Genomic DNA, 25,496 nt, shown 5'->3' with positions numbered 1-25,496 from the left:
ATAAGGTTAACAGTAGGGAGAGATAGTATTATGGCATATGCAAAATATTTAACTAAAATTACAGATATAAATAAATTTTATTTAGAAAAGGTTATAAGTAAAGGTGATATAGTAATTGATGCTACTATGGGAAATGGATATGATACAATGTATCTGGCTGAAAAGGTTGGAGAAAAAGGGTTTGTATATGCCTTTGATGTACAAGAAGAAGCAATAAAGTCTACAAGTAAAAAAATAGAAAAAGAAGGCTATGTAGACAGAGTAAAACTAATATTAGATGGTCATGAAAATATGAATAAATATATAAAAGAAGAAGTTTCATGTGTTTTATTTAATTTAGGATATCTTCCAAGAGCAAAACATTCAATTATAACCAAACCAGATACAACTTTAAAAGCTATAAAGTTGAGTTTAAAAATGTTAAAAGAAAATGGAGTAATAAGTATCGCTATATATACAGGGCATGATGGAGGTCAAGAGGAAAGAGATTGTATATATAATCTTATCAATAATTTAAGTCAGGATGAATTTAATGTTTTAGAATCTAAATTTTTAAATCAAGTCAATAACCCACCACAATTGATTTTAATTGAAAAGAAAAAATCACAATAAATACTAAAAAAAACTTGACAAGATTCTATTAAGAGTTAATATATATATTGTGACCTCTTAAAAATACTTTAAATAATAAGCATACGATAGTTTGCTTTTAAAATAAAATATATACTTAAATATGCAAAATAAGATAGGAAACTTTTAAATGAGTAAAAATTGAAAAATTTAAAAGAAATATTGGATAAATATTAAAAAATGCAAGGAAAGATGGTATAATAAATTTAATCGAAAATACTATGTGATGTATAAGGTACAGAAAAGTTAGAATTTTATGAGTTTAAGAAGTTATAATAAAAATTAATATGAAGTTGAGATAAAAACAAAATAATAGAATTTTTACAGAAAAAGACAATATTAACAAAAACAAAATAGTTTGTATAACTAAAAGGAGAAAAAAATGGAAGAAACAAATGAAATGAAGGACAGTAAACATTTGATATCAAATATACAATCTCAGTATACGAGATTGAGTAAAGGTCAAAAACTTATAGCACAATATATTTTAAATAATTATGATAAAGTTGCATTTATGACTGCATGTAAATTAGGTGAAACTGTAGGTGTAAGTGAGTCTACTGTTGTAAGATTTGCAAATGCCTTAGGTTATAGTGGATATCCTAAATTACAAGCAGCACTTCAAGAACTCATAAAAAATAAGCTAACTACAGTACAAAGAGTTGAAATGGCACATGATTATTCCGATGATTTTGCAATATTAAACAAAGTTTTAAAGAGTGATATAGATAATATAAGGTCCACATTAGAAGAAATTGATGAAAGAGCATTTAAAGAAGCTTCTAATAAACTTTTAAGAGCCAGAAAGATATATATACTTGGTATGAGAAGTTCTTTTGTAGTAGCTCAATATTTAGGTTTTTACTTAGATATAATACTTGACAATGTTCATATAATTAGAATGGATATGGGAGATGCTTTTGAGCAAATTGTAAGAATAAATGAAGAAGATGTTATAGTTGCAATTAGTTTCCCTCGTTATTCAAAAAAATCTTATCAAATTGTCGATTATGCTAAGGAAAAGGGAGCACATGTAATATCATTAACAGATAGTTTGTTTGCACCAGTAGCATCACTTGCAGATAATACTCTTTTAGTTAAAAGTAATATGGCTTCATTTGTAGATTCTTTAGTCCCAGCACTTAGTATTTCAAATGCTCTTGCTATATCTGTTGGAATGAAAGAGAAAGAAGATATTAAACAACACTTTGATGATTTGGAACAAATTTGGAAAAGATATTCTGTATATGAGTAAATTTTGTATATTAATAAATAGTTTCAAGGGTTAAAATGTTCAAATTTAACCCTATTTAAACAAAGATATTATAAAAAAACTGACTGACACTTAACTGACAAATTCCTTTTTTTAGGTCTAACTGACATTTAACTGACAGTCAGTTTTTTGTTTATCTGAATAATGTTTTGCTTAAATTGTTAGAGACTTCTTTGGTCATTTCCTCTAAAACAAGAGAATATCTATTCATAGTTATTTTTATATATGTATAACCCAACCTTTAAGAAACCACTTTCATATTTAGAAGAGGAATTTAATACTCTAGGAAAAGATGTTTGGAATACAATACAAGATTTTCCTCTAAGGTATCTAAAACATATTTTGACTTATGCTTAGATTGTGGTGAAATAGTGAGAACTTATATAAAGGGTAAGACTGACAGGAATTGGTGTAAAGATGAGAAATAAAAATACATAGGATTTAGACTATCTTTATAGATGCTCTTTTTTTATACAATAAATTAAGAGGACAATGAAGTTATTAAATTTAAAGAAGTATATAAAAAGATTAAGGAATTGATAGAAATTATCTAAACTAATATTAGTACCTGTTGGCTAATAATTAGCTTTATTCTTTATTATATGATATAATATAAAATAGAGATAAGGAAGTGGTTAGTATAGGAATATTAAAAAGTGCTGAATTAGTTAGAAAGATAGCACAAAGAATTGCTAGAGAAAAAGGAATAAGAGAGCAAGAAGCATGAAATGATGCTGTTACAGAGTATAAACAAAAACATAGATACTTAGTCTAGAGAATCATCTTTATAGATGGTCTTTTTTTATGTAAGAAGTTTGTGTAATAAATTAAAAATAAATGTAAAAAATATTATACAACTATAATAAGATAAAGTAATGTTTTTAAGGAGAAAAAGATATGCTTAATCAGTTTAATGAATTTCTTGGTAATTATATAAATATAATTTCTGTAATTGCATCATTTGCATCAATAGCAGCCTTGATTATATCAATTATAGCTTTTATGGAATCTAATAAACAAGCCAAATTAATACTAAAATATAGAAGAAATAATGAGAATAATATAGCTGGTGATTATTATGAAAATGGTAATGGATATATTAGACTTGATTCTAATAAGATAGATGATAAACCTGGTATCTATACTAAGATTCGTAGTAATAACTTGGTTGATTTTGTAATAGAAAACAAAAGTACAATTGTTGCAAAAAGCCCTATATTAAGTTTGAAATTTATTAATATGGAAGTAGAGATTGAAGAAAATAATAACTTTGAACAAATAAATAGTGAGCTTAGATGGCATCCAAAAGATAATACTACAATCCATAAAGGAATAAATTTTAGAATAGAGCAATTTAATTTTAGAAACTGTGTTATGCTTAAAAAAGACGTTTATATAGAGGTAGTATTATCAGCTGATAATATGGAGACAAAGGAATTTAGAATACCAATAAAAGTATATTAAGGGGCTGTCGCACTATAAAATAGTGCTACGCCCTTTTTTGTATAAAAAAATAAATCCCAAGTTCAAAAGAGCTTGGGATTCCTGTATAATAATTGTATGCTAAAACAAAATACTATACAAACTGATTATACTACTTATGGTGATAATTATCAATTTAAGTTACCACTAAATATTGATTACATGATTCCAAAAGATGATTCTGTAAGGTTATTAAGTCAAATTATTGAGGAGATGAATTTAGAAAAATTATATAAGACTTATTCTCGAGTTAGAGTAAATAAAGTAACCCCTAGACAACTTTTGAAAATTATAATATATGCAAACATGAACTGTATTTATTCTTCAAGAGAAATAGAGAAAGCATGCAAAAGAGATATTAACTTTATGTATCTTCTAGGCGGAGCCTCACCTCCAGACCATTCAACAATTGCAAGATTCCGTAGTATTCATTTTTCACCAATAAGCAAAACTTTGATTGCACAGTTTACAAACTTTCTTGGAGATAGTAAGGAGATTTCAATGGACACTCTATTTATTGATGGCACAAAAATAGAGTCATCTGCAAATAGATATACTTTTGTTTGGAAAAAAGCTATAAATAAAAATATAGCTAAAATGATGAGTAATATATCTGACTTCATATTAAAATGTGAAACTGATTTTGGTATTAAAGTAATTTATAAAGATAAAATAAAAATCTACCATTTGAAGAAACTTTTAAAGAAACTAAAAAAAATATCAAAAGAATTAAATATAACATTTGTTCATGGAAAAGGAAAGAAAAAATCTATGGTTCAAAAATCTATAGAGCAATTAAATAATTATATTGATAGATTGAAAAAGTATACTAAAGACCTTCATATAATGGGTGAACGGAATAGTTATTCTAAAACAGATAATGACGCAACTTTCATGAGAATGAAAGAAGACCATATGAAAAATGGACAATTGAAACCAGCATATAATATACAATTTGGTGTAGATTCAGAATATATAGTTTGGGTAAGTTCAGGACATCAACCTACTGATACGACAACATTAATACCGTTTTTAAAATCGATTGAGGACTATGCAAAATTCAAATATCCTAAAATAGTTGCTGATTCTGGGTATGAAAGTGAGGAAAACTATACATTTTTAGAGTGTAATAATCAATTATCTTTCATAAAACCTGCAAATTATGAAATTAGTAAAACTAGAAAATATAAAAATAATATTGGACATATTGATAACATGGATTATGATGAAAAAAATGATTATTATATTTGTAAAAACAATAAAAAACTACTTGCTAATAAAATAATAAATAGAAAGTCAAAAACAGGTTATAAAAGCGAAATAACTTGTTACACTTGTGAAGAATGTCATGATTGTCAATATAAAAGTAGTTGCATTAAGAGAAGTAATAGTAAGATTTCTCTTGAAAATAGGACTAAAAACTTACAAGTATCTAAGTTGTTTCATGAAAAAAGGAAAGAAAACTTAAATAGAATTATGAGCCCGGAGGGGTGTGAACTTAGAGTGAATAGAAGTATACAAGCAGAAGGAGCTTTCGCTCAAGTAAAACAAAATATGAAATTTAGAAGATTTTTAAGCCGAGGTAAAGAAAATGTTCTATCAGAGTGTATTATTGTAGCGATAGCTCATAACATTTCTAGGCTACACAATAAAATAGTAAAAAATAAATGTGGAATATATCTTCATACTTTAAAAAAAGCATTCTAAATTTATTATTTATAATCAAATATTATCTGAAAAAATGGTATTTTTATACCTTATATTTGTCATGCATAATTTTACTTAGAAAATAAACTATATATAAAATAATTAAAAATATACCTATTAAGATAAGTAAAAAGAGCTCTCACAGAACAAATTTAATTTGCCCATGCGACAGCCCCTTTTTTATTTAATGAATTGGAGGCAGCAAATGAATAAAAGAGAAGTTGTGTATTTAAATTTAGAAGATATAAAACCTTATGAAAATAATGCTTTAAAGATTCAATTAAATTCAAGTAAAATCTCTATATAAATCTTATTATATATTTAAAATATTTTTAGAATAATTATAAATTTATATTAATAAATAACTGTAAGAGTACACTTGTTTTATAGTATAATAAATTAATATATTATTCAGAAAATTAAGGAGAGATACTTATGCAAACCTTAGATGTATACATGAAAAAATTATGTCCACAGTATCTAATAAAACATAGTGAAATCGTTGATGAAGTAACTGTTGATGTACGTACACCAACAGAATATGGTAGTATAACTAAATTACAACATAATATCTCTGTTATTGATGAAAAAGAATATGACTTTCTGCACAGGAATAAACCTATTGCAGGAATTATTGTTTTATATGGTTTAATAAAAAATCGCAAAAATATAAAAGATAAACTCCTATCTATTAGTGATAACAATAGTAAAAAGATAATAATTGCTTGTTCTAAAGGTAGGATTCGTAGTCCAGTTGTTTGGATGTATTCTAGATATTTAAAAATAGATTCTAAAGTACTATTGGATGGAATAAACTCTATAAAAAATAATTCTTAAAAGCGAAAATTTGAGTATTTTGTAATTGTCTAATAGTTTTTGAAGGATATTGACCTTTGAAGTTGAATTTTATACTTTGGAAGAAATTAATATGGATGAAGAGTATTTAAAAGAATATTTATTTTATTATGAGAAATTAAAAGGTAAGAAGAGTAAAGAAGAAACTATAATTTAATAATAATAGAAAAAATAAATATATAGGACAATATAACTGTAGTAGATTTAAATGCTAGAAATAATATGTTGATATGGTTTTATACAGAATTGACTTTGTTTATTGAAATAGATAGTTTATCCATACAAGTTTTAAACAAAGCTTCATTTTCCATACTCATAACAATAATAGTTTTGATTCTTATGATGTATTTGTTATGAAAAAATGGAAAAGAGCTTAAGAATTTAAACAAAGGAATAGAAGAAGAAAATAGCTTTGTGATTAAATAACATCTATATATGAAAGGTATGAGTCCTAAAAAGGGCTCTTTTTTTATTCTCAAAACAAACAAAAACGAGATGGTTATATGGCTAAATATGAATATTGGATAACGGAATGGTGAGTATTTGGATGAAGATATGGGATTTACATGTGAGTATTGGAAATTAGTTAAAAAGTTCAATTTAATATCAGGTACAATATAAAATATACAATAAGAAGAGATTAAAATAATATGAGTAATTCAAGTGCTTTTTAGTCTGAAATACGACAAAGATTGACAATGTAAAATATGTAGCAGATGATAGATTCTTAGATGAAGAAGGAAAATCAGTTGAATGGAAATTAAGATTTTTATCTTCTAAGGAATACGAAAACTTAAGAAGAAAGTGTCCTAAAAGGGTTAAAAGTTGTAGGCAATAATGGGAAAGCTACAGGGCAATATACAAGTGAAATTGACTACAATAGCTATGTAGCTGAATTATGTGTAGCATTAACAGTATTTCTTGATTTAAAGAATGATGATTTACAAAATAGTTATGGAGGAATGTGAGAATTTCAGCTATTAAAATAATGCTTACAACAGGAGAATATATAAATTACACAGTAAAAGTGAATGAGGTTAATGGATTTGACACTTCATTTAAAGATAACATAGAAAAAGCAAAAAACTAATTCGAGATGGAGAAGAATGTAGAACTTAAAACTAAAGATTAAATTGGCATAGTCACATTACTAATATATGAAAATGTTACAATTTTGGAAATAGATGGATATATATGTTGTATAGTGTAATGTAGATAATATATCACTAAGTAAAAAATAACAAAGAAATCTAAATTATTAGAGGTGTATTTATGGAAAATAAGGATATTAAACTTACAATATGTATATTTGCTTTTGTAATTGGAATAATAGTGTTATTTTGCTGTATAGGTTTAGGGCAATTTAATATAGAATGTATTATGCGACAAAATGGTGGAACAATGGATACCAACCAATACAATATATATTTAGAACAATCTATTTCACAGTATAGAAATTTTGGTTCTATATTGGCTTTATTAGGAGGAATAGGAATACTGTGTGATAAAAAAGAAGTGATGTAAAAGGTAATAGAATTAGTATCATATCAACAATAAATAGTAATTTAAAAATATCACATAGAATATTTGATGAGCTGGAATCAAGTTATCTATTTACAGTAACTGAAAAAATTAACAATGAGCTTATTTCAATTAGGTCTAGTTCAAAAGATGTAAAGTACTACTATTTTAACAGATGAACAGATACTAAAATTGGCAATTGATTCTATGAATGTTTATTCTATAGAAATTAGCACAGAATGTGGAGTTGTAACAAGTAACGTTTACAAGAGTAAATAATAAACTAATTATTACAGTTAATTCATATAATTCCAATATTGCAAAGTTTACAGTATATGACTTAGATAATAACTTATCCAAAATAGAATGATATTTAGATGATGTACTAAAAGATACATTTACTACAGATTTAACAACAGAAAAAACAATAAACTATGAACTTACAGACAATGCAATTCACACACTTAAAATAGTAGCTACAGATGCAGAGCATGCAACAGTTAAGAAGGTCTTGAGTATAAGTAAAGAACTTATGCCTTTGCAAACAGATGCAACTCTGCAACATATCAACCAGGAAAGAGATATGGCCTCAAACTGGTGAAGCAACATAAGATGAATGTATTTTACGCAGTAAACAGAATTACAGAGGAACAATATTTAAAGTTAACACGTTTATTAGATAAAGAAGAAACACAAGTAGAACCAACAGTTTAAATAGGTTCTTTTTATTTACATTTATTGGGTCAATTTGTATTATAATTAATTTAAAAAAGGGAGATGTATTATGAATGAAGGTTTAGATATTAGAGAATCAATTATAAAAAGTGAGGTGGTTTTTAGCAAAGACAAAAAACATAGGTATTTGATAAAATGTATCTGGGATGAGGATAAACCTAAAGCATCAATTATATTGCTTAATCCAAGTTCAGCTAATGAATATAAATATGACAATACAAGTATGAAAGTAATAAACTATTTAGTTGATAATAGAGAATATGGTGGTATTTATATAGTCAATTTATATTCTTATATAGAAACAAACAGTGATAAAGTAACTGGTAATATAAAAATATTAGGTAAAAAAGAAAATGATAAATGGATTAAATCTGCTATAAATAACTCAGAGAAAGTTTATATAGCTTGGGGGTCAAATGATGGAAATAAGACACGAATTAAAGAAGTTATAGATATTTTAAAGTGCAATAATTGTAAAATTGTTTATAAACTATTGGATAAAAATGGGGATGCAAAACATCCATCCATATGTAACATAGTAAGTGAAGAGCAAATAGATATTGCTAGCATTTTATAACAATATACTAGATGAAAGAATTCTTATTTAACAAGGGTTTTTTAATACAAATAAGGAGGTTTTCATGAATGAAGAACTTTTCAAAGAGGCATATTTTAAAATAAGATGAAAATAAATAATGAAAATAGAATATTACTGATTTAATTGTTAAATGATTGAAACAAGGTGGAGCAACTGTATATACTACTGGTGAGATAGATAAATCGAATAATTATCTATCTGAACAATGCCAAATAGCAAATAAACAAGACATAGGCTTAGCAGTACAAATTAACTTTAATGCAAATAATACAACACTAAATTATAGAGGTACAAAAATAATATATAAAACTAATAATTGCAAAGTGTATGCAGATAGAGTAAATGATAAATTAGAAACAGTATTTAAAAATAGAGGTGCAAAATCAGATGAAAGTGGATTATATTGGCTTAGTCATACAAAGCACCAGCAATTCTAATTGATGTGTGTTTCGTAGATAGCAAAGCTGATACAGATTATTATATTAAAAATAAAAATATAGTTGCAAAGTTGATTGCTGAAGGTATATTGAATAAAAATATCGATAATACATAGGTTAAAAAGATAGTTAAACATGGAATAGTCCACAGTAGCGATGATAAAATATCAACAGACATCTTAGGGTTATATTACAAAATATTAAAAGAAAGTTATTTAGTTGTAGACATAAAAGATTATAAACCACATCAAACAGAAAATCTGTATGTTATTGGATGAGTTACTTGTAATAAGATGAAAGAGCTAAGCAAGACTACAGGAGAAAAATTTACAGAGATTTATTCTGATTATATGTGTTCAACGATAGATAGAGCTAGAGCATTTGTAAAAACTAAATTATAGAGTTAGAAGTTTTTATAATAAATTCATATGAAAATATAAAAAATAAGAACTTATTTAATTATGCATTTAAATAAGTTCTTATTCTTTGGTTCTTTTTTATAATTTCTCCTTTAAACTTTTAGGCATTTTTGGTTGGTTAATATACCATACTGATGTTGTGTTTGCAGATATAAAGGCTATAGCTATAGCTACACCACCAAAGAATTTCATAAATTTATATAAAATTTTATTCATATTATAACTCCTTATTTTTTATATTTATAAAGATTTGTATAATTAATAGTAAACTTACCCAAAATAAAGCTGAGGAAATATATATAATACAGTCATAAATGGGAGAATAGATACAACCTATAAAAATTAGTATTAATAGAATCGTAGATATAACTCTAGAAAAAAATTTATTTTTTTTATATCTATTTTTATCCAATGGGTTATTAATGTGGCAAACTGGAGCAAGTAAATATATACATAAAAAACTTAAAGTAGATATTAACATAATGTATATAGATAAAGCATTAAGTTTGTTTAACTCAATTCCCAAAAACATAGATAAAGAAAAAATGCTAATATTGCTGCTATTCTTCTACCCATTTTCATAATATAACCCCCTCATATTTATCATTTACTAATTTTATTTTAGCACCATATTTTGACAAAGTCATTAATTTATATAGTATTAATTTTAATAATAGAGTTATTTTATCCTAATAGATTTAATACTTATATTGTTATAGATTTTATTTATAGGTAAATATGTAAGCATTAATAAAATGGAAGATGTGTTATATCAATAAAAATATAGAAAATATCTTTTTATTATTGTGGATAAAAATATAAATAAGTTGTAGAAAAAACATACAAAAACTATGGATAAAATATTTAACTGACATTTAACTAACATGTATATACAATCTAAAATATAGAATGTTGAAAAAATAATGTTTATAGATGAAAATACAAGACAAATCTTATTTTGTATACGAATAATAATCTTATAACTTCTTAAAGATAGGAAAAAGCAATAAAACTTAAAGTCAAGCTATTAGAAATTTCATAGAAATTAGTCTAGACTATAATAAGTGGAACATTTTAAGTTACAGAATAAGTAAGAGTGTAAAAAATTAAAAACTCTCCCTTGACATAGTTAATTTGATATGCAACAATAGTTATACAACGTTAGTAATCTGAAAATCTAATAAGGAAGTGAAATTTAATGCCACCTAAAGCAAAAATAACAAAAAAAATGATTTTGAATATTGTATTGGAAATTACAAGGGAAACAGGATTTGAGACTGTAAATGCAAGGAGTATAGCAAACAAACTACAATGTTCTACTAGACCGATTTTTACTTGCTATGAAAATATGGATGAATTAAAAAACGAATTTCTTGCTTTTGCATATGAATACTACAAGCAGTATGTCACTAATTACAGTAATTCTGTAAATGTTAGCCCTTATTTAATTCTTCCTCTTTCATATATTGAATTTGCTCAAGAAGAAATACATTTATTTAAGTTATTATTTATAAATGATATGGATTTGAATATGACAGAGGCAAAGGATTTTTACAATGAGATTGACAATGAAAAAAGGGCAAGAGATTTTTCAGAAATCATTGGAATAGAATTAGAACGTGCAAAAGTAATATTCTTGGATTTATTCCTTTATACACATGGTATAGCAGTCTTAGTGGCAACGAAAAAATTAACATTAGATAGAAATAGTGCTGAAAAAATGGTAAGAAAGATATTGTCAGCTTTTATAATACAAGAAAAACCAGATTGGAATTTATCTATTTGATGTTTAATAATTAATATAGAAGGAGTATAATATGAAAACAAACAAATATTTAATTGATTTTTATAATAATTATGATGAAGATAGTAGACTGAGATTAAAGCATGGATTAATTGAGTTTTTTACAACTATGCGTTATATTGAGAAATATATAAAACCTAACGACCATGTTCTTGAAGTTGGGGCTGGAACTGGACGATATTCTCATACGTTGGCACGTCAAGGATATACAGTTGATGCAGTGGAGTTAGTAGAGCATAATATAGAGATTTTCAATCAAAATACACAATCTGATGAAGATATAACCATCACTCAAGGTAATGCCAAGGACTTATCTATTTTTCCTGACAATAAATATGATATGACGTTGCTATTAGGTCCACTATACCATCTTTATAGCATAGAAGATAAACAACAAGCTCTTTGTGAAGCAATTCGTGTAACAAAACAAGGAGGAGTGATTTTCGCTGCATATGTCATATCTGATGGATGTCTTCTTGATGAAGGGTTTAAACGCAGTAATATTAATGTTGCTGAATATGTTGAAAAAGGATTAATCGATTCTCTGACATTTGACACCAAATCCGAGTCAAAGGATTTATTTGAACTTGTACGTAAAGAAGATATTGATAATTTAATGTCCATATTTCCTGTAACCCGATTGCATTATGTAGCATCAGATGGATGTGCATTATTTATGCGTGAAGCAGTAGATGCAATGGACAATGACACATTTGAATTATATCTGAAATATCATTTTGCTACTTGTGAACGTGAAGATTTATTGGGAGTTACAAGTCATGCGATTGATATATTCAGAAAATAAGTATATGGATTTAAATTTAGAGATATTTTATAAATTGATGGTTGTTATTTATGAACTTACACCAATTAATGTAGTTTTAAAAGTATTATAAAAGTATAATTGTTTTTGTTGAAATACTACATAATTTAGACTACTATTAAAGAAAAGGTATTGGAGGAAATAGATATGATTATAAGTACTGGAGATATTAAAGAAGAATATGGGGTTATAGATGCTATATTTGCAATAGACTCTCATAAGGAAGGAATTTTTAGAGGTGCAGACCCAAATTCAGCGTTTAAAGGAGTAAAAGAACAATTAAAGAAAAAATGTGAACAATTAGGTGGAAATGCTGTAATTAATTGCCAATTTGAATATCGTATTGCTGTGGCAGATGGATTTGCAAGCAAAAAACAAGTTGTTGAAATATTTGCGTATGGAACAGCTGTAAAAACTTTATAATGAAATATAGATTAATTCAAAGGGTCACTTTAATCGATGGTCTATTTTATATATTATGGTAATATATAAAATAATTACTATGTAGTAAAGCATAAAGACATATTTACAAAATTAATAGCAAAAGGAGCATTAAATAAAAATATAAATGATAATGTATAAGTAAAAAATATGCTTAAAGGCACTATAATGTACAGTGGTGATTATAAGTATACATATTAGGATTTATATTATAAAAATGACAAAAGAGAATAATTTAGTAGTTGGTCTATCGAGTGATTTACTGGTTTGACAATACCAGCAAGAATAATAGGTAAGATTACATTTTTAACTAGAAAAGGGAACACTATAACAACGGGAAAAAAATTAACATTAAAAAAATATGAAAGTTTTACTTTAGAGCCAGAGTTAGGTAAGCAAATATTTGTACTTCAAGGTTCTTATTCAGTGCATAAATTTAAACCAGAATATAGCAAAAGATATTTAGATTGTTTAGGAGTCGCTTGCATGAAATAGTTATATGGGAGAAATTTTGAAAATTAAATTAGAAGTTTTTATTTAATATATATGATTAGAAGGTATCAGCTAGAGTTAGTTGTTACCTTCTTTTTTAATAAATTCAAAGTTTATAGAACGATATATCTTTTTCTAATTAAATAATACAATATGGCTGTTATAATTGCTACTACTATTATTACTATTATTGTACTCTCTGATTTTTTTATGAATAAACCCATTGTTATATATTCAAAGCTTATTAAATAGCTATAAAATATATCTAGTTTAACAGTTTTTTTTCTATCTATATTCCCATATTTTAATTCTAATTTATTGAAATATCTTTCACTACAAAAATTAGTTTTCCGTTTAATTAAATACCTTATTGTAGTCCCTATTATAATACCTATTCCAATAAGTATAAGATTGATATTATTAAAACTCATAGTAGGTACCTCCTTTAAAATTTAATAAAATAGAGCTGAGTTAAATTTTATTTTTTTTAGTAAATAAATGTGCCAAAAAATAAAATATACAAGCACCTGTTAGCATTCCAACTATAGTGTGAATTTCTATTTTCTTTTTAAATATAGAAATAAGTATAAAATATGAAATAAGTATGCCTAATATGTAGTATAGGAAAAAAATTAAAAGTTTTCTTTTCATATAATCACCAGCTTGTATAAGATTTGTTTTTCTTAATTAAAGTATAGCAGTAGTATATAGATAAAAAGAGTCTAAAATATTACAAATATATACAGTGAAAATTAATAATGATATAATACATTTCAAAAAAATTAGTTGTAAATATGACATACAATAAACATAATATACTTGATGGATATTCTGGATATAAAATAACTGATTGTCATATATTGAAAATCAGTTATTTTTTATATTGCTCAAATTACTATATACTTCTTTGGTACTGCATGTTTTGTAAAAGAATACCTATATTGTTTAAAAACTTTAATATAATTTTATACTCTATAACATATTTGGATAAACTATGTAATGAGATAAAAGGAGGTATAAGCAAATGGAAAATTCTATGTTTTGCTACCAATGTGAACAGACAGTAGGTGGAAAAGGATGTACAAAGATAGGGGTTTGTGGTAAGACACCAGAAATAGCAGCACTTCAAGATTTATTAATTTATCAATTAAAAGGTATAAGTTGTTATGCTAAAGTTCTTATAGATAATGGAGAAGAAATAGATAAAGAAATAGTTTCTTTTGTAGAAAATAGTCTGTTTACGACTCTAACTAATGTTAATTTTGATGGTGATGCTCATGAAGAAATGCTTAGAAAATCACAAGAAATAAAGCAGAGATTAAGAGAAAGAATTAAAGAATCTATTAAAAGTAATGAATATACTGAATATAATTTGAGTGATACAAGAAGTCAAATGTTAGAAGATGCTAAGAGAGCTGGAATAATGTTTGATGAAAGTTTAAATCCTGACATACGTTCACTTAGAATGACAATACTTTATGGGTTAAAAGGTATAAGTGCCTATGGACATCAAGCTAGAGAACTTGGATATTATAATAATCAAGTAGATGAATTTTATTTTAGAGCACTATCAGCAATTACAGATGATGATATTTCTTTAGAAAATTTAATAACATTGACTCTTAAGACTGGAGATATGAGTGTCGCTGTAATGCAAAAACTAGATGAAGCTAATACTACTGTTTATAAAAATCCAGAACCTCATAAGGTAAATGTCAAAATAAAAAAAGGACCTTTTATAATAGTATCGGGGCATGATTTAAAAGATTTAGAAATGTTACTCAAACAGACAGAAGGAAAAGGAATAAATATATATACTCATGGAGAAATGATTCCTTGTCATGGATATCCAGAATTAAATAAATACTCTCATTTAGTAGGTAATTTTGGTGGAGCGTGGCAAGACCAACAAAAAGAGTTTGATTCTATACCAGGATGTATATTAATGACAACAAATTGTTTGATGAAACCTAGAGATTCTTATAAAGATAGAATTTTTACGACTAGTGTTGTTGGATGGGATGGAGTAAAGTATATAGGTAAAAATGAAAATGGAGAAAAAGATTTTAGTGAAATAATAAATAAAGCACTAGAATTAGGTGGATTTAAGGAAAGTGAAGAGCCGCACGAAATATTAGTTGGTTTTGGGCATAAAGCTATATTAAGTAATGCACCTGCAATAATAGATTCAGTTAAATCTGGAAAGATAAGACATTTTTTCCTGATTGGAGGATGTGATGGTGCAAGACCTGGTAGAAACTATTATACAGAATTTGCTAAACAAGTACCAGAAGATTGTATAATTCTAACTCTTGCATGTGGGAAATATAGATTTAATAAGTTAAATTTTGGGGAAGTAGCAGGATTACCTAGACTGTTAGATGTTGGTCAATGTAATGATGCTTACTCAGCAGTAAGAATAGCCTTAGCTTTAGCTGATGCATTTGACACAGATGTAAATAGCCTTCCTCTTTCAATAATATTGTCATGGTATGAACAAAAAGCAGTAGCAGATTTGTTGGCATTATTATCATTAGATATAAAAAATATATATTTAGGACCAAGTTTACCAGCATTTATAAGTCCAAATGTACTACAGTATTTAGTTGATACATTTAATTTAATACCTATTAGTACTCCTGAAAAGGACTTGGCAACATGCTTAAATATCCCAGCAAAGTAATAAAAATTTTAGATTATAATCAAAAAAGAGTGTTTTAAACACTCTTTTTTAATCATCTTCATCTTCTACATACTCAAGTATATCTCCTGGCTGACATTCTAAAGCTTTACAAATTTCATTTAAAGTAGTGAATCTAATGGCTTTTGCTTTTCCAGTTTTTAATATTGATAAATTAGCATTTGTAATATCTATTTTTTCAGCCAAATCTTTAAGTGATATTTTTCTTTTTGCCATCATTACATCTAGATTAACTATAATTGCCATAACATCACCTCTATATTGTCAAGTCATTATCTTCTTTTATTTTTATAGCTTTATCAAATGTTTCAGCAATTACAAAACACATTAGTGCGAATATAAAAGAAATAATCATAAGTGGTGAAATACCACCATTGTCGCTTCCAAAAATTATTAGATTGTTTGTATTCAAACTGTAACCATTGATACATTCAATCATGGTATTGACTAACAAGCAATATCCCATTATTTTAAATCTCTTTACATTTTCAAGTATAAAAGGTGAGTATTTAGTGCTATTAATTATAAATATTAAGAATAAAATGACTATAAAGTAGTCAGAAAAATATAGTATTCTTGCAATTAAAGTAATTAATTTATCAGAACTAAAATCATACAAAAACATAGGTATCATACACAAAAATGTTATACCAGCAACTCCCAAAATTAATAATATAAAATATAGAAAGATTGATAAAATGTTACTAAAAAATTTTGTAATCATAAAAAATATTCTCTCCTTAACATAGACTATATTATTGATTATAATATATAATTTATTGTTTTTCAATAATAAATTATTGACATAACATATAAAACTATTATAATATATATTAAAAATAAGAATGTATAAGGTGGTAAGTTTATATGAAAAAGAATTTAAGTTCTAAAATATTAAATAATATTGTATTGGTCGGAATAATTTTGACCTTATTATCACTTATTTTAGTGCCATTAGTATTGACTGCATATTTTAAAAGTGGTGTGGGTATTACAGATACGAACATGCCAACTGTGATATCAGTGGCTATATATATATGTGCTATCCCATATATTGTGTCATTGTTTATATTAAAAAAATTATGCAAATTATTAGCAATCAATAAACCATTTTCAAAAGAAATACCTAAAGACTTAAAAAAAATATCTGTATGTGCATTTAGTGAGATTTTTATATTTAATTTTGTAGTGATAATATTATATTATTTCTATGATGTATATTTATATGCAATTACTATAATACCTTCAGTTATAGTGTCATTTGTTTCATTATCTATAGGTTTTTTGACTTTAGTTTTATCAATTTTATTTAAGAAGATTATTGAAATAAAAGAAGAAAATGATAAAACTATATAGTAGACTTAAAATTTGAGTGATAATATTTTATTATTATTTTTTTATAATTAATTTTATTAGATTTATTTAATATCATAACCTTAATGTCACAATAAATATGCATATATTAGTAAGAGATAAAAGATTGAGTTTTGTACATAAATACAGTTTATTGATAACAACAAGTAAAAACTGTACACTGTATAGAAGAGAGAGGGAAAGATAATATTTATCTTTCTTCTCTCTATGTCAATTAATTATTAGTGCTTGTTTAAGATTTTGTATACTTTTAAAGTTTTTAAATAACAATTAATTTATTGTCTATTTAATTACCTTAAATAACATCAAAATTAATTAAAGGCTTATAGACAATGTAATCATGAAAAGAATATTGTTATTTTTTATTTAAATGAGGTATTTATCCATTCATCTAATGCGTTTAGTTCTTCTGGAGTGTTAAACCAATGTTTGCTATTTTCAAGAATAGTTAGACTACAATCAAATTTTTGTACAAATTTTTCTACCACACTGATTTCAGTAAGTTCATCATATCTGCCATATAATATTTTTGTTGGTACATTCCATTTAGTAATAGGATGTTTTTTTGCATATAATAGATATTCCCAAGAAAGAGTATGCCCAAATGAAGTTGGAATAACTAGTTCATGTTTAAGTTGTTCTTCTGATACATTTGCCCAAAGCATCATATTTGAAATGAGCTGTTGCATATCAAGAATTGGAGAAACAAAAATGCATTCTTTTAATGTATCTCTTTCAAAGCTCAACATACTATACCATGCTCCAATACTATTTGCATATAAAGAAATTTGATTCCAATGACACTTTACATATTCCATAATAGTTGATAACTCTGGGACAACATGCCAAGGGTCAAATGAATTATTTTCTTTTTTACGCTCTCCATGTTCAGGTAAATCTATACTTAAAACCTGATATCCATGATAAACAGCGATATTGGCAAAAGCTTCAGCCTCCTCTTTATAACCTGATTGTCCATGTATGTAAATATACAATTGATTTGAAGGATTTCCCCAAAGAATTGAAGGAATCCCATGAATTTTAAAATATTTTTTTTGCATAAAAATCTCCTCTCAGTTTGACATAGTAGTTATTTCTATAATTAAGCAAATTATAAAATAATATTGCAATGAAACAAATTAGCAAAATACTAATTAAATTAGCTAAAAAACTAATATAATTAGTATTGTATTGAATTGAAATCAAATTGTCAATACTTTATAACAGTATAAAATATTTTCTAAGTTTCAATTATTGACGAAACTAATTAGATTAATTAAACTAATAAGGTAAGTAATTTAAAATGAAAGAAGGAGAATTATGCGTGTTAATAGAGAAATAGTTATACAAACTGCATCAGATATAGCTGATAAAGATGGTCTTAATAGGGTTTCTTTAAAAGTTGTTGCAGCAAAGCTAGGTATACGTACACCATCTTTATACAATCATATAGAAAGTTTAGATGACCTGCTACTTGAAGTGGCACATAATGGAATGCGAAAAATGAATAATCAGATGGAAAAGGTTGCTATTGGTAAGTCTGGAGACACAGCTATAAAATGTATAAGTATAGAATATTTTAATTTTGTAACTTCTCATCCTGGTGTCTATGAAACAATACAATGGGCTACTTGGCATGGAAATAATGAAACATTAGAGGTATTTGGTGAATATAAAACCTTATTAGAAAAACTTATTGTTTCTTGTAATTTAGAAATAAAAAACACAGATGAAGTGTTAAATTTGATAATGAGTGTACTGCATGGTTATTCGACTTTACAACTTGGAAAAGCACTTGTAAGTCAAGAAGAAGCTATAAAAGGTCTAGCTGATTCCATTGATACTGTTCTATTAGGTATTCATAAAAAGTATGATTAGTAGGAAACTCTTAGGGCTATATGTTAATACAATAGATGATTGATATTATATATCTAGTGGGTAAATTGTAAAAATACAATAATAAAAAATATCTCTTGTTTATATAAAGCTAATAGTTTAATAATTAATTTGATTGATACATTAACAAAAAAGATATAAAAAAATAAATCAAAGTTCCATATTAGTAAGATTTTTAAAGTGTGTTATCAAAAATAAAAAAGGTATAATTACTTTTAAGCATTAATAAAAAGCAAAGCTACTATAAAATATTTAAGAGACTTTGCTTTTTATTTAAGTTATTATATTGTCAATTTCATAGGTGTAAAACGTATACCATCAACAGTTTGCTCAATATCAACATCTTTAAATCCTAATTTGTGGTAAACTTCAACTGCATAAGGTGATGAATTTACAGTGATTTCTGTTAGATTGGTTTTGTTATTAGTACAATATTCTATACCTGTATTCATTAATTTTCTTGCAATACCACGTTTATGATAATTTTTATCTACAAATAGCATACATATATGATTTAAATCTCTAATAGATAAGACTCCTATTAATTTTTTACAATCAAAACAACCCCAAAAGAAGAGTGGTTTTTCTTGGACTTTTTCAATAATAGAGTTATATTCTATAAATTCATGAAATGATTTGATTCCATCATCACAATAATCTGGAGATTCAAATTCTTCAAATACATTCCATATTAAATCTAATGCATTTATAATGTCCTGTTCTTTTAATGCTCTTATTAAATATTCTTTACTTATCACAAGCAACACCTCTATTATTAAAAAAATTTTATTATAAGTATATATCTTAAATATATTTAAGTCAATACGATTTATTTTATAAATTTAGAATATTATGATAATATATAATTTATATACAATAGAGATATACTATAAAATTTACTTAAATATATACAATTTAGTAGTTTAAATAAGTCTAAAATGACATTATTTAAAAACTATAAATATGACATAATATTGTCGTATTTAAAATGTTAAAATAAAAATATATAAATGATATTCATAAACTATTATATAATTAGAAAAGGAGAAAAGTATGAAAATTATTGATATAAATATAAATAATATTGACAATGAACATATATGCTGTTCAATTTCTGAAAAAAAAGGAGAAAATTGTGCTCTTTCTAAAAAACTTTGGATGAAAAATCATTTTGATAAAGGTCTTGTTTTTAAACGACTTGATGTAAGAGGTAAAGCTTTTATAGAATATATTCCAGCAGAAAATGCATGGTCTCCTATTATCGCAGATAATTATATGTTTATTAACTGTTTTTGGTTATCTGGAAAATTCAAAGGTCAAGGATATTCTAATTTATTGCTACAGGAATGTATTGATGATGCAAAATCAAAAGGAAAATATGGATTAGTTGTGCTTTCATCCAGTAAAAAAATGCCGTTTTTATCTGATGCTAAATATCTAAAATATAAGGGATTTTGTTTAGCAGATACATCAGAACCAAATTATGAGTTATTATATCTTACATTTACTGATAATGCTCCTATTCCATGTTTTAAGGATTGTGTGAAGCAAAGAAAATTAAATGGAAAGAGCATCGTTTTATATTATAGTAACCAGTGTCCACACACAGAAAAATATGCTTCTATTTTGAAGAAAATTGCAGATTCTAGAAGTATAGATGTAAATCTCATAAAATTTGAAACAGCAAAAGAAGCTCAAAATGCTCCTGCACCATTTACTACATACAGTCTTTTCTTTAATGGTGAATTTATGACTAATGAGATACTTTCTGAGAAAAAGATTGAAAAATTTTTAGATAGTAAGGTTCAAAATATATAACTAAAAAATGATATAAATATTGCAATCTGAAATTGTAGTATTCTATAATTTAATATATTTTAGATGTCTCTTAAATTGATATATGATAATATAAAAGAATAGTATTAGGAGGTGATGAATATGAAAAGACTCTTTAAACAGATTAAAATATATATAAACAATAATAGAAGGATTGTTATTGTATCTGTTTAGGTGTTTTTTTGATAACAATTATAATCTTTCTCTTAAAAAGGAGAAAAAATGATATTAAAAACAAAAAGATTAACTTTAATTCCACTATCACTTCGTCAACTTGAGCTTTGGATTTTCGATAACTCAAAATTAGAAGGAGAATTAAACTGTACTTATTGTGCACAACCAGTAACTGGATTTTTCTATGATATTGTAAAAGGACAAATAAATATTGCTAATAAAGATAAAAAAAATATATTATTTTATACATTTTGGTTTATTATGTTAAATGAAAATCGTAAAGTTATAGGCCTAGTTGATTTTAAAGATGTACCAAATTTTCATGGTGAAATTGAGATTGGTTATGGTTTAGGTGATAATTACAGAAAAAAAGGATATATGACAGAAGCAGTTGAAAAAATATGTGACTGGGGATTAAATCAACCAAATGTATCTTTTGTAATAGCTGAAACTGATATTGAAAATATCGCTTCACAAAATGTTTTATTACGATGTGGATTTAAATTATATCGAAATTCTAATACAAAATGGTGGAAATTAAGCATATAGAAAAAAATTCCAAGATTTTATAAATTATATTGACAAAGTTAAAAAAATAAACTATCATATAAAACAATAAGAAAATAAATTGAAATTCTATGAAAAAGAGAGTAGCATAAAAATAATTGATAGAGAGCTGGGGTTGGTGGAAGCCTAGTAATGAATTTTATTGTGAATAGAGCTTTGGAGAAGATTACCAGAATTAATAGTATGGTAATTGGTGAGTCTCGCCTTAAGAGATTAGAGTGGGTAAGATTATCTTATCAATTAGAGTGGTAACGCGGGTGTATATTCGTCTCTTGGTCTTTGACCAAGAGGCTTTTTTAATTTTAAGAATTCATTTGCAGATACTTTTTGATTTGATTTGTAGAGATTATTATAATTTTACCAATAAGAGTGGTACCGCGGAAATTCGCCTCTTAGTATTTATAATACTAAGGGGCTTTTATTTTAGTTAGAAGGTTTTAATCTATGTATTATCAAATGATTATTATATGATAAGAAATAAAAATAGAATTCTAATATTGCTTTAATATAAAATGGAGGGAATAAAATGAGTAAAATAAAAGCTGGGATTATTGGCGCAACTGGATATGTTGGAGTAGAATTACTAAGATTATTAATAAACCATGATAAAGTTGAAGTGACAGCAATAGGTTCAAATTCGTATGTAGGAAAAGATATAGTTGAACTATACCCGAGTATAGGCTATAAAAATAGCATGATATGTATAGAAAACGAAAAAATTATTGATATGTGTGATGTTGTGTTCACTGCTCTCCCACATGGGGTTAGTGAAAAGTTTGCAATAAAAGCAATTGAATCTAAAAAGAAAGTTATAGATTTAGGTGCTGATTTTAGAATAAAAGATGAAGAAATATATAACAAGTGGTATGGAGTACCATTTATAGATGAGACTTTACATAAAAAAGCTGTTTATGGATTAAGTGAAATATATGAGGATGATATAAAAGATGCAGATATAATTGCAAATCCAGGATGTTATCCTACTAGTATTTCTTTACCATTAATACCATTATTGAGTTCTAAGTTAATAAAATGCAATAATATAATCATTGACTCTAAATCAGGTCTTACAGGGGCTGGTAGAGAATTGTCATTTAGTAGCCACTTTACTGAGGTTAATGAAAATATAACTGCATATAAAATAGGCAAACATAGACATACTCCAGAGATAGAACAAAATTTAAGTGAAGCATATAAAGAAAAAATAAATGTAGTTTTTACACCGAATCTAATTCCAGTAAATAGAGGGATATTATCAACTATATATTGTGCAAAAGAGGATAATATCTCTATAAATCAGATATATGAAAAATTGACTGATTATTATGAATATAAAGAATTTATAGAAGTTCTTCCATTGGGAAAAGTAGCCTCTTTAAAGAATGTTAAGTTATCAAATAAATGTGCAATATCATTACATGAAAATGGAGATACATTGATAATTTGCTCAGCTATAGACAATATGATTAAGGGAGCAGCAGGGCAAGCTATACAGAATATGAATATAATGTTCGGTATTGATGAAACTACAGGTTTAAAAAATATAGCACCATCATTTTAGGAATAAAAAATACTAAACTCATATAGGTAGGAGGATAAAGATGGAAATTATAAAGGGTGGAGTTACAGTTTCAGAAGGATTCTTTGCTTCTGGAATTCACTGTGGCTTGAGAAAAAATAAAGAAAAAAGAGATTTAGCCTTGGTTTATTCAGATGTTTTATGTGATGCAGCAGCGGTAGTTACTCAAAATAAGGTAAAAGGAAATCCTGTTTATGTAACACAGGAACATATTAAAAATGGAAAAGCACAGGCTATTATAGTAAACAGTGCCAATGCTAACACATTTAATGGAAAAGAAGGACTTATAAATGCTTACAAAATGGCTAAATTCACTAGTGATAAATTAAATATTAAGGAAAATGATGTTTTAGTTGCATCTACAGGTGTTATAGGAAAGCCATTAAATATAGACTTAATAGAAGAAAATATGGATGAATTAGTGAATAATCTAAGCAAGCAAGGTCATATTGGAGCAAGAGAAGCAATTATGACGACTGACATTATAAAAAAAGAAATAGCAGTAGCAATAATGTATGGGGATAAAAAGATAACTATTGGTGGTATGGCAAAAGGTTCAGGTATGATACACCCTAATATGGCTACAACTTTAGGATTTATAACTACTGATGCAAATATTGATGGAGTTTTGCTAAAAGAAGCTTTGAAGGTGGCTGTTGATAAAAGTTTCAATAGAGTTAGTGTAGATGGAGACACAAGTACTAATGATATGGTAATGATTCTAGCGAATGGAAAAGCAAAGAATGAGAAGATGAGTAAAAAGGATGAACATTATCAAGTATTCTTGAGTGCACTTACATATGTTTGTATAGAACTTGCTAAATTAGTTGCCAAAGATGGAGAAGGATGTACAAAATTAATTGAATGTTATATAAATGGAGCATTAAGTGAAGAACATGCAGTAAAATTAGCAAAAACAGTTATATCTTCTTCGCTAGTAAAGACAGCTGTATTTGGAGCTGATGCAAATTGGGGAAGAATACTGTGTGCTTTAGGATATGCAGGTGAAGATATAGATATGGAAAAAGTGGATATTATTTTTGAAAGTATGAAGGGATATATTGAAGTATGTAAAAATGGAAATGGATTAGATTTTAATGAAGAAAAAGCAAAAAAAATTCTTGAAGATGATGAAATAAGTATATTAGTAAATTTAAATATGGGAAATGCTCGAGGAAATGCATGGGGATGTGACTTAAGCTATGATTATGTAAGAATAAATGGAAGCTATAGAAATTAGGAGGAAATATTTTAATGATTAATATAGAAAAAGCAAATACACTTATAGAAGCTTTACCTTATATAGAAAAACATCAAGGTAAGACTATTGTGGTTAAGTATGGTGGAAGTGCAATGAAAAAAGATGGTCTAAAAGAATCTGTTATGGAAGACCTTGTACTAATGAGTTATGTTGGAATCAATATAGTTCTAGTACATGGCGGAGGGGCAGAAATTAATAAGATGCTCGCAAAAGTAGATATAGAAAGTAAATTTGTAAATGGACTTAGATATACAGATGAAGAGACTATGGAAATTGTAAAAATGGTGCTTGCTGGTAAAGTAAATAAAGACTTAGTGAATAAAATACATACGAAAGGTGGAAAAGCAGTGGGTCTTTGTGGAATAGACAATAATATGCTTTTATGCGACCCGTATAAAAATTATGAGCTAGGATTTGTAGGTGAAATCAAAAAAGTAAATGTGGAGCTTATAGAATCTTGTTTAAAGTCAGGTTATATTTCAGTAATTGCCACTATAGGTGTTGGAGAGGATGGCGAAACTTATAATATAAATGGAGATACAGCAGCTTCTGCTATAGCCAAGGAATTAAATGCAGATAAATTGATACTTCTTACAGATGTACCTGGCTTATTAAGAGATCCAGATGAAGAAAAATCATTAATAACAGAAGTTATATTAGAGAATGTTGATAAATTATTTGCAGAAGGAATAATTACTGGAGGTATGATACCTAAAATATGTGGTTGTGTAGATGCCTTAAATAATGGAGTAAATAGAGTGCATATTTTGGATGGAAGAGTTCCTCATTCTATAATAACAGAGTTATTTACTGATAGTGGTATAGGAACATTAATAAGAAAAGAAAATGAATAGAAAAGAAAATAATATATAAGAAAATTATGAATCTAAG

31 protein-coding genes and 1 other annotated feature are annotated in these 25,496 nt (G+C 26.3%); of the genes, 24 read left to right on the top strand and 7 right to left on the bottom strand.

Annotated features, from left to right (window positions below; genetic code table 11):
* The first annotated feature begins 30 nt into the window (after window positions 1-30).
* From mnmM to ACTG46_RS11165, 12 genes are all read left to right on the top strand, one after another.
* On the top strand, window positions 31-612 hold the full coding sequence (gene mnmM / locus ACTG46_RS11220; protein WP_054276862.1) for a tRNA 5-(aminomethyl)-2-thiouridylate-methyltransferase MnmM: 582 nt from the start codon (window positions 31-33) through the stop codon (window positions 610-612).
* A gap of 400 nt (window positions 613-1,012) precedes the next feature.
* Window positions 1,013-1,885, top strand: a complete 873-nt coding sequence (locus ACTG46_RS11215) for a MurR/RpiR family transcriptional regulator (RefSeq protein WP_021384902.1) — start codon at window positions 1,013-1,015, stop codon at window positions 1,883-1,885.
* A gap of 915 nt (window positions 1,886-2,800) precedes the next feature.
* Window positions 2,801-3,367: a hypothetical protein gene (locus ACTG46_RS11210; RefSeq protein WP_407814904.1), complete on the top strand. Its 567-nt coding sequence runs from the start codon at window positions 2,801-2,803 to the stop codon at window positions 3,365-3,367.
* Window positions 3,368-3,463: 96 nt separating this feature from the next.
* Window positions 3,464-5,092 carry an IS1182 family transposase gene (locus ACTG46_RS11205; protein ID WP_167641160.1) on the top strand — a complete coding sequence of 543 codons (1,629 nt, stop codon included), beginning with the start codon at window positions 3,464-3,466 and terminating at the stop codon, window positions 5,090-5,092.
* Window positions 5,093-5,527: 435 nt separating this feature from the next.
* Window positions 5,528-5,929: a hypothetical protein gene (locus ACTG46_RS11200; protein WP_074178224.1), complete on the top strand. Its 402-nt coding sequence runs from the start codon at window positions 5,528-5,530 to the stop codon at window positions 5,927-5,929.
* A 49-nt stretch (window positions 5,930-5,978) separates the two neighbouring features.
* Window positions 5,979-6,104: a hypothetical protein gene (locus ACTG46_RS11195; RefSeq protein ID WP_284182020.1), complete on the top strand. Its 126-nt coding sequence runs from the start codon at window positions 5,979-5,981 to the stop codon at window positions 6,102-6,104.
* A gap of 534 nt (window positions 6,105-6,638) precedes the next feature.
* Window positions 6,639-6,785 carry a phage tail assembly chaperone gene (locus tag ACTG46_RS11190; RefSeq protein ID WP_243193726.1) on the top strand — a complete coding sequence of 49 codons (147 nt, stop codon included), beginning with the start codon at window positions 6,639-6,641 and terminating at the stop codon, window positions 6,783-6,785.
* 31 nt (window positions 6,786-6,816) lie between these two features.
* Window positions 6,817-6,915: a hypothetical protein gene (locus ACTG46_RS11185; protein WP_479924068.1), complete on the top strand. Its 99-nt coding sequence runs from the start codon at window positions 6,817-6,819 to the stop codon at window positions 6,913-6,915.
* Window positions 6,912-7,037: a phage tail assembly chaperone gene (locus ACTG46_RS11180; protein ID WP_265340534.1), complete on the top strand. Its 126-nt coding sequence runs from the start codon at window positions 6,912-6,914 to the stop codon at window positions 7,035-7,037. Before ACTG46_RS11185 ends, ACTG46_RS11180 begins: the two co-directional genes overlap by 4 nt.
* Window positions 7,038-7,219: 182 nt before the next feature.
* On the top strand, window positions 7,220-7,471 hold the full coding sequence (locus tag ACTG46_RS11175; RefSeq protein WP_479922830.1) for a hypothetical protein: 252 nt from the start codon (window positions 7,220-7,222) through the stop codon (window positions 7,469-7,471).
* Between the two features lie 781 nt (window positions 7,472-8,252).
* Complete coding sequence (locus ACTG46_RS11170; protein ID WP_479922829.1) at window positions 8,253-8,780, top strand: DUF1643 domain-containing protein; 528 nt, start codon at window positions 8,253-8,255, stop codon at window positions 8,778-8,780.
* Between the two features lie 155 nt (window positions 8,781-8,935).
* Window positions 8,936-9,238: an N-acetylmuramoyl-L-alanine amidase gene (locus ACTG46_RS11165; protein ID WP_479922828.1), complete on the top strand. Its 303-nt coding sequence runs from the start codon at window positions 8,936-8,938 to the stop codon at window positions 9,236-9,238.
* 497 nt (window positions 9,239-9,735) lie between these two features.
* On the opposite strand, the gene ACTG46_RS11160 is transcribed toward ACTG46_RS11165, so the two are convergent.
* On the bottom strand, window positions 9,736-9,873 hold the full coding sequence (locus ACTG46_RS11160) for a cyclic lactone autoinducer peptide (protein WP_167640657.1): 138 nt from the start codon (window positions 9,871-9,873) through the stop codon (window positions 9,736-9,738).
* A 1-nt stretch (window position 9,874) separates the two neighbouring features.
* A complete protein-coding gene (locus ACTG46_RS11155) occupies window positions 9,875-10,204 on the bottom strand; it encodes an accessory gene regulator B family protein (RefSeq protein ID WP_479924067.1) in 330 nt (109 codons plus the stop codon).
* A 651-nt stretch (window positions 10,205-10,855) separates the two neighbouring features.
* Between ACTG46_RS11155 and ACTG46_RS11150 the strand changes: the two genes are divergently transcribed.
* From ACTG46_RS11150 to ACTG46_RS11135, 4 genes are all read left to right on the top strand, one after another.
* Window positions 10,856-11,443 carry a TetR/AcrR family transcriptional regulator gene (locus ACTG46_RS11150; protein ID WP_054270498.1) on the top strand — a complete coding sequence of 196 codons (588 nt, stop codon included), beginning with the start codon at window positions 10,856-10,858 and terminating at the stop codon, window positions 11,441-11,443.
* Between the two features lie 31 nt (window positions 11,444-11,474).
* The gene (locus tag ACTG46_RS11145) at window positions 11,475-12,266 is read left to right on the top strand and encodes a class I SAM-dependent methyltransferase (RefSeq protein WP_479922827.1); all 792 of its coding nucleotides are present in this window, start codon (window positions 11,475-11,477) and stop codon (window positions 12,264-12,266) included.
* Between the two features lie 165 nt (window positions 12,267-12,431).
* Window positions 12,432-12,707: a heavy metal-binding domain-containing protein gene (locus tag ACTG46_RS11140; RefSeq protein WP_021384859.1), complete on the top strand. Its 276-nt coding sequence runs from the start codon at window positions 12,432-12,434 to the stop codon at window positions 12,705-12,707.
* Window positions 12,708-12,992: 285 nt separating this feature from the next.
* Window positions 12,993-13,220, top strand: coding sequence for a hypothetical protein (locus ACTG46_RS11135; RefSeq protein ID WP_054270496.1), 228 nt, complete (start codon window positions 12,993-12,995; stop codon window positions 13,218-13,220).
* Between the two features lie 110 nt (window positions 13,221-13,330).
* On the opposite strand, the gene ACTG46_RS11130 is transcribed toward ACTG46_RS11135, so the two are convergent.
* Entirely contained in the window at window positions 13,331-13,648 is a 318-nt protein-coding gene (locus tag ACTG46_RS11130) for a hypothetical protein (RefSeq protein WP_479922826.1), read from the bottom strand.
* A 593-nt stretch (window positions 13,649-14,241) separates the two neighbouring features.
* Here ACTG46_RS11130 and hcp point away from each other — a divergent pair.
* Window positions 14,242-15,900: a hydroxylamine reductase gene (hcp, locus tag ACTG46_RS11125; RefSeq protein WP_479922825.1), complete on the top strand. Its 1,659-nt coding sequence runs from the start codon at window positions 14,242-14,244 to the stop codon at window positions 15,898-15,900.
* 48 nt (window positions 15,901-15,948) lie between these two features.
* On the opposite strand, the gene ACTG46_RS11120 is transcribed toward hcp, so the two are convergent.
* Entirely contained in the window at window positions 15,949-16,164 is a 216-nt protein-coding gene (locus tag ACTG46_RS11120) for a helix-turn-helix domain-containing protein (RefSeq protein WP_054270493.1), read from the bottom strand.
* Between the two features lie 10 nt (window positions 16,165-16,174).
* Window positions 16,175-16,642, bottom strand: a complete 468-nt coding sequence (locus ACTG46_RS11115; RefSeq protein ID WP_054270492.1) for a DUF2975 domain-containing protein — start codon at window positions 16,640-16,642, stop codon at window positions 16,175-16,177.
* Window positions 16,643-16,785: 143 nt separating this feature from the next.
* Between ACTG46_RS11115 and ACTG46_RS11110 the strand changes: the two genes are divergently transcribed.
* The gene (locus ACTG46_RS11110; protein WP_054270491.1) at window positions 16,786-17,274 is read left to right on the top strand and encodes a DUF2975 domain-containing protein; all 489 of its coding nucleotides are present in this window, start codon (window positions 16,786-16,788) and stop codon (window positions 17,272-17,274) included.
* A gap of 380 nt (window positions 17,275-17,654) precedes the next feature.
* On the opposite strand, the gene ACTG46_RS11105 is transcribed toward ACTG46_RS11110, so the two are convergent.
* Window positions 17,655-18,353, bottom strand: a complete 699-nt coding sequence (locus ACTG46_RS11105; protein ID WP_479922824.1) for an alpha/beta hydrolase — start codon at window positions 18,351-18,353, stop codon at window positions 17,655-17,657.
* A 259-nt stretch (window positions 18,354-18,612) separates the two neighbouring features.
* On the opposite strand from ACTG46_RS11105, the gene ACTG46_RS11100 reads away from it, so the two are divergent.
* Window positions 18,613-19,170, top strand: a complete 558-nt coding sequence (locus tag ACTG46_RS11100) for a TetR/AcrR family transcriptional regulator (RefSeq protein ID WP_479922823.1) — start codon at window positions 18,613-18,615, stop codon at window positions 19,168-19,170.
* Window positions 19,171-19,469: 299 nt separating this feature from the next.
* Here ACTG46_RS11100 and ACTG46_RS11095 read toward each other — a convergent pair whose 3' ends face one another.
* A complete protein-coding gene (locus ACTG46_RS11095; RefSeq protein ID WP_479922822.1) occupies window positions 19,470-19,946 on the bottom strand; it encodes a GNAT family N-acetyltransferase in 477 nt (158 codons plus the stop codon).
* 295 nt (window positions 19,947-20,241) lie between these two features.
* Here ACTG46_RS11095 and ACTG46_RS11090 point away from each other — a divergent pair, with 295 nt between their 5' ends.
* The 5 genes from ACTG46_RS11090 to argB all read left to right on the top strand — a co-directional run bounded on the left by ACTG46_RS11090 (window position 20,242) and on the right by argB (window position 25,459).
* Window positions 20,242-21,006, top strand: coding sequence for a YoaP domain-containing protein (locus tag ACTG46_RS11090; protein WP_479922821.1), 765 nt, complete (start codon window positions 20,242-20,244; stop codon window positions 21,004-21,006).
* 240 nt (window positions 21,007-21,246) lie between these two features.
* A complete protein-coding gene (locus tag ACTG46_RS11085) occupies window positions 21,247-21,747 on the top strand; it encodes a GNAT family N-acetyltransferase (RefSeq protein WP_054270487.1) in 501 nt (166 codons plus the stop codon).
* Between the two features lie 80 nt (window positions 21,748-21,827).
* Window positions 21,828-22,041, top strand: a binding site (T-box leader).
* 250 nt (window positions 22,042-22,291) lie between these two features.
* Window positions 22,292-23,326 carry an N-acetyl-gamma-glutamyl-phosphate reductase gene (gene argC / locus ACTG46_RS11080; protein WP_479922820.1) on the top strand — a complete coding sequence of 345 codons (1,035 nt, stop codon included), beginning with the start codon at window positions 22,292-22,294 and terminating at the stop codon, window positions 23,324-23,326.
* Between the two features lie 40 nt (window positions 23,327-23,366).
* Window positions 23,367-24,584, top strand: a complete 1,218-nt coding sequence (gene argJ / locus ACTG46_RS11075; RefSeq protein ID WP_074178217.1) for a bifunctional glutamate N-acetyltransferase/amino-acid acetyltransferase ArgJ — start codon at window positions 23,367-23,369, stop codon at window positions 24,582-24,584.
* Window positions 24,585-24,598: 14 nt separating this feature from the next.
* A complete protein-coding gene (argB, locus tag ACTG46_RS11070) occupies window positions 24,599-25,459 on the top strand; it encodes an acetylglutamate kinase (RefSeq protein ID WP_479922819.1) in 861 nt (286 codons plus the stop codon).
* Window positions 25,460-25,496 lie beyond the last annotated feature (37 nt).

It is taken from the genome of Clostridioides sp. LIBA-7678, assembly GCF_056716065.1.
The sequence above is the reverse complement of the archived record's forward strand: the minus strand, read 5'-3'. Positions and strand labels throughout refer to the sequence as shown.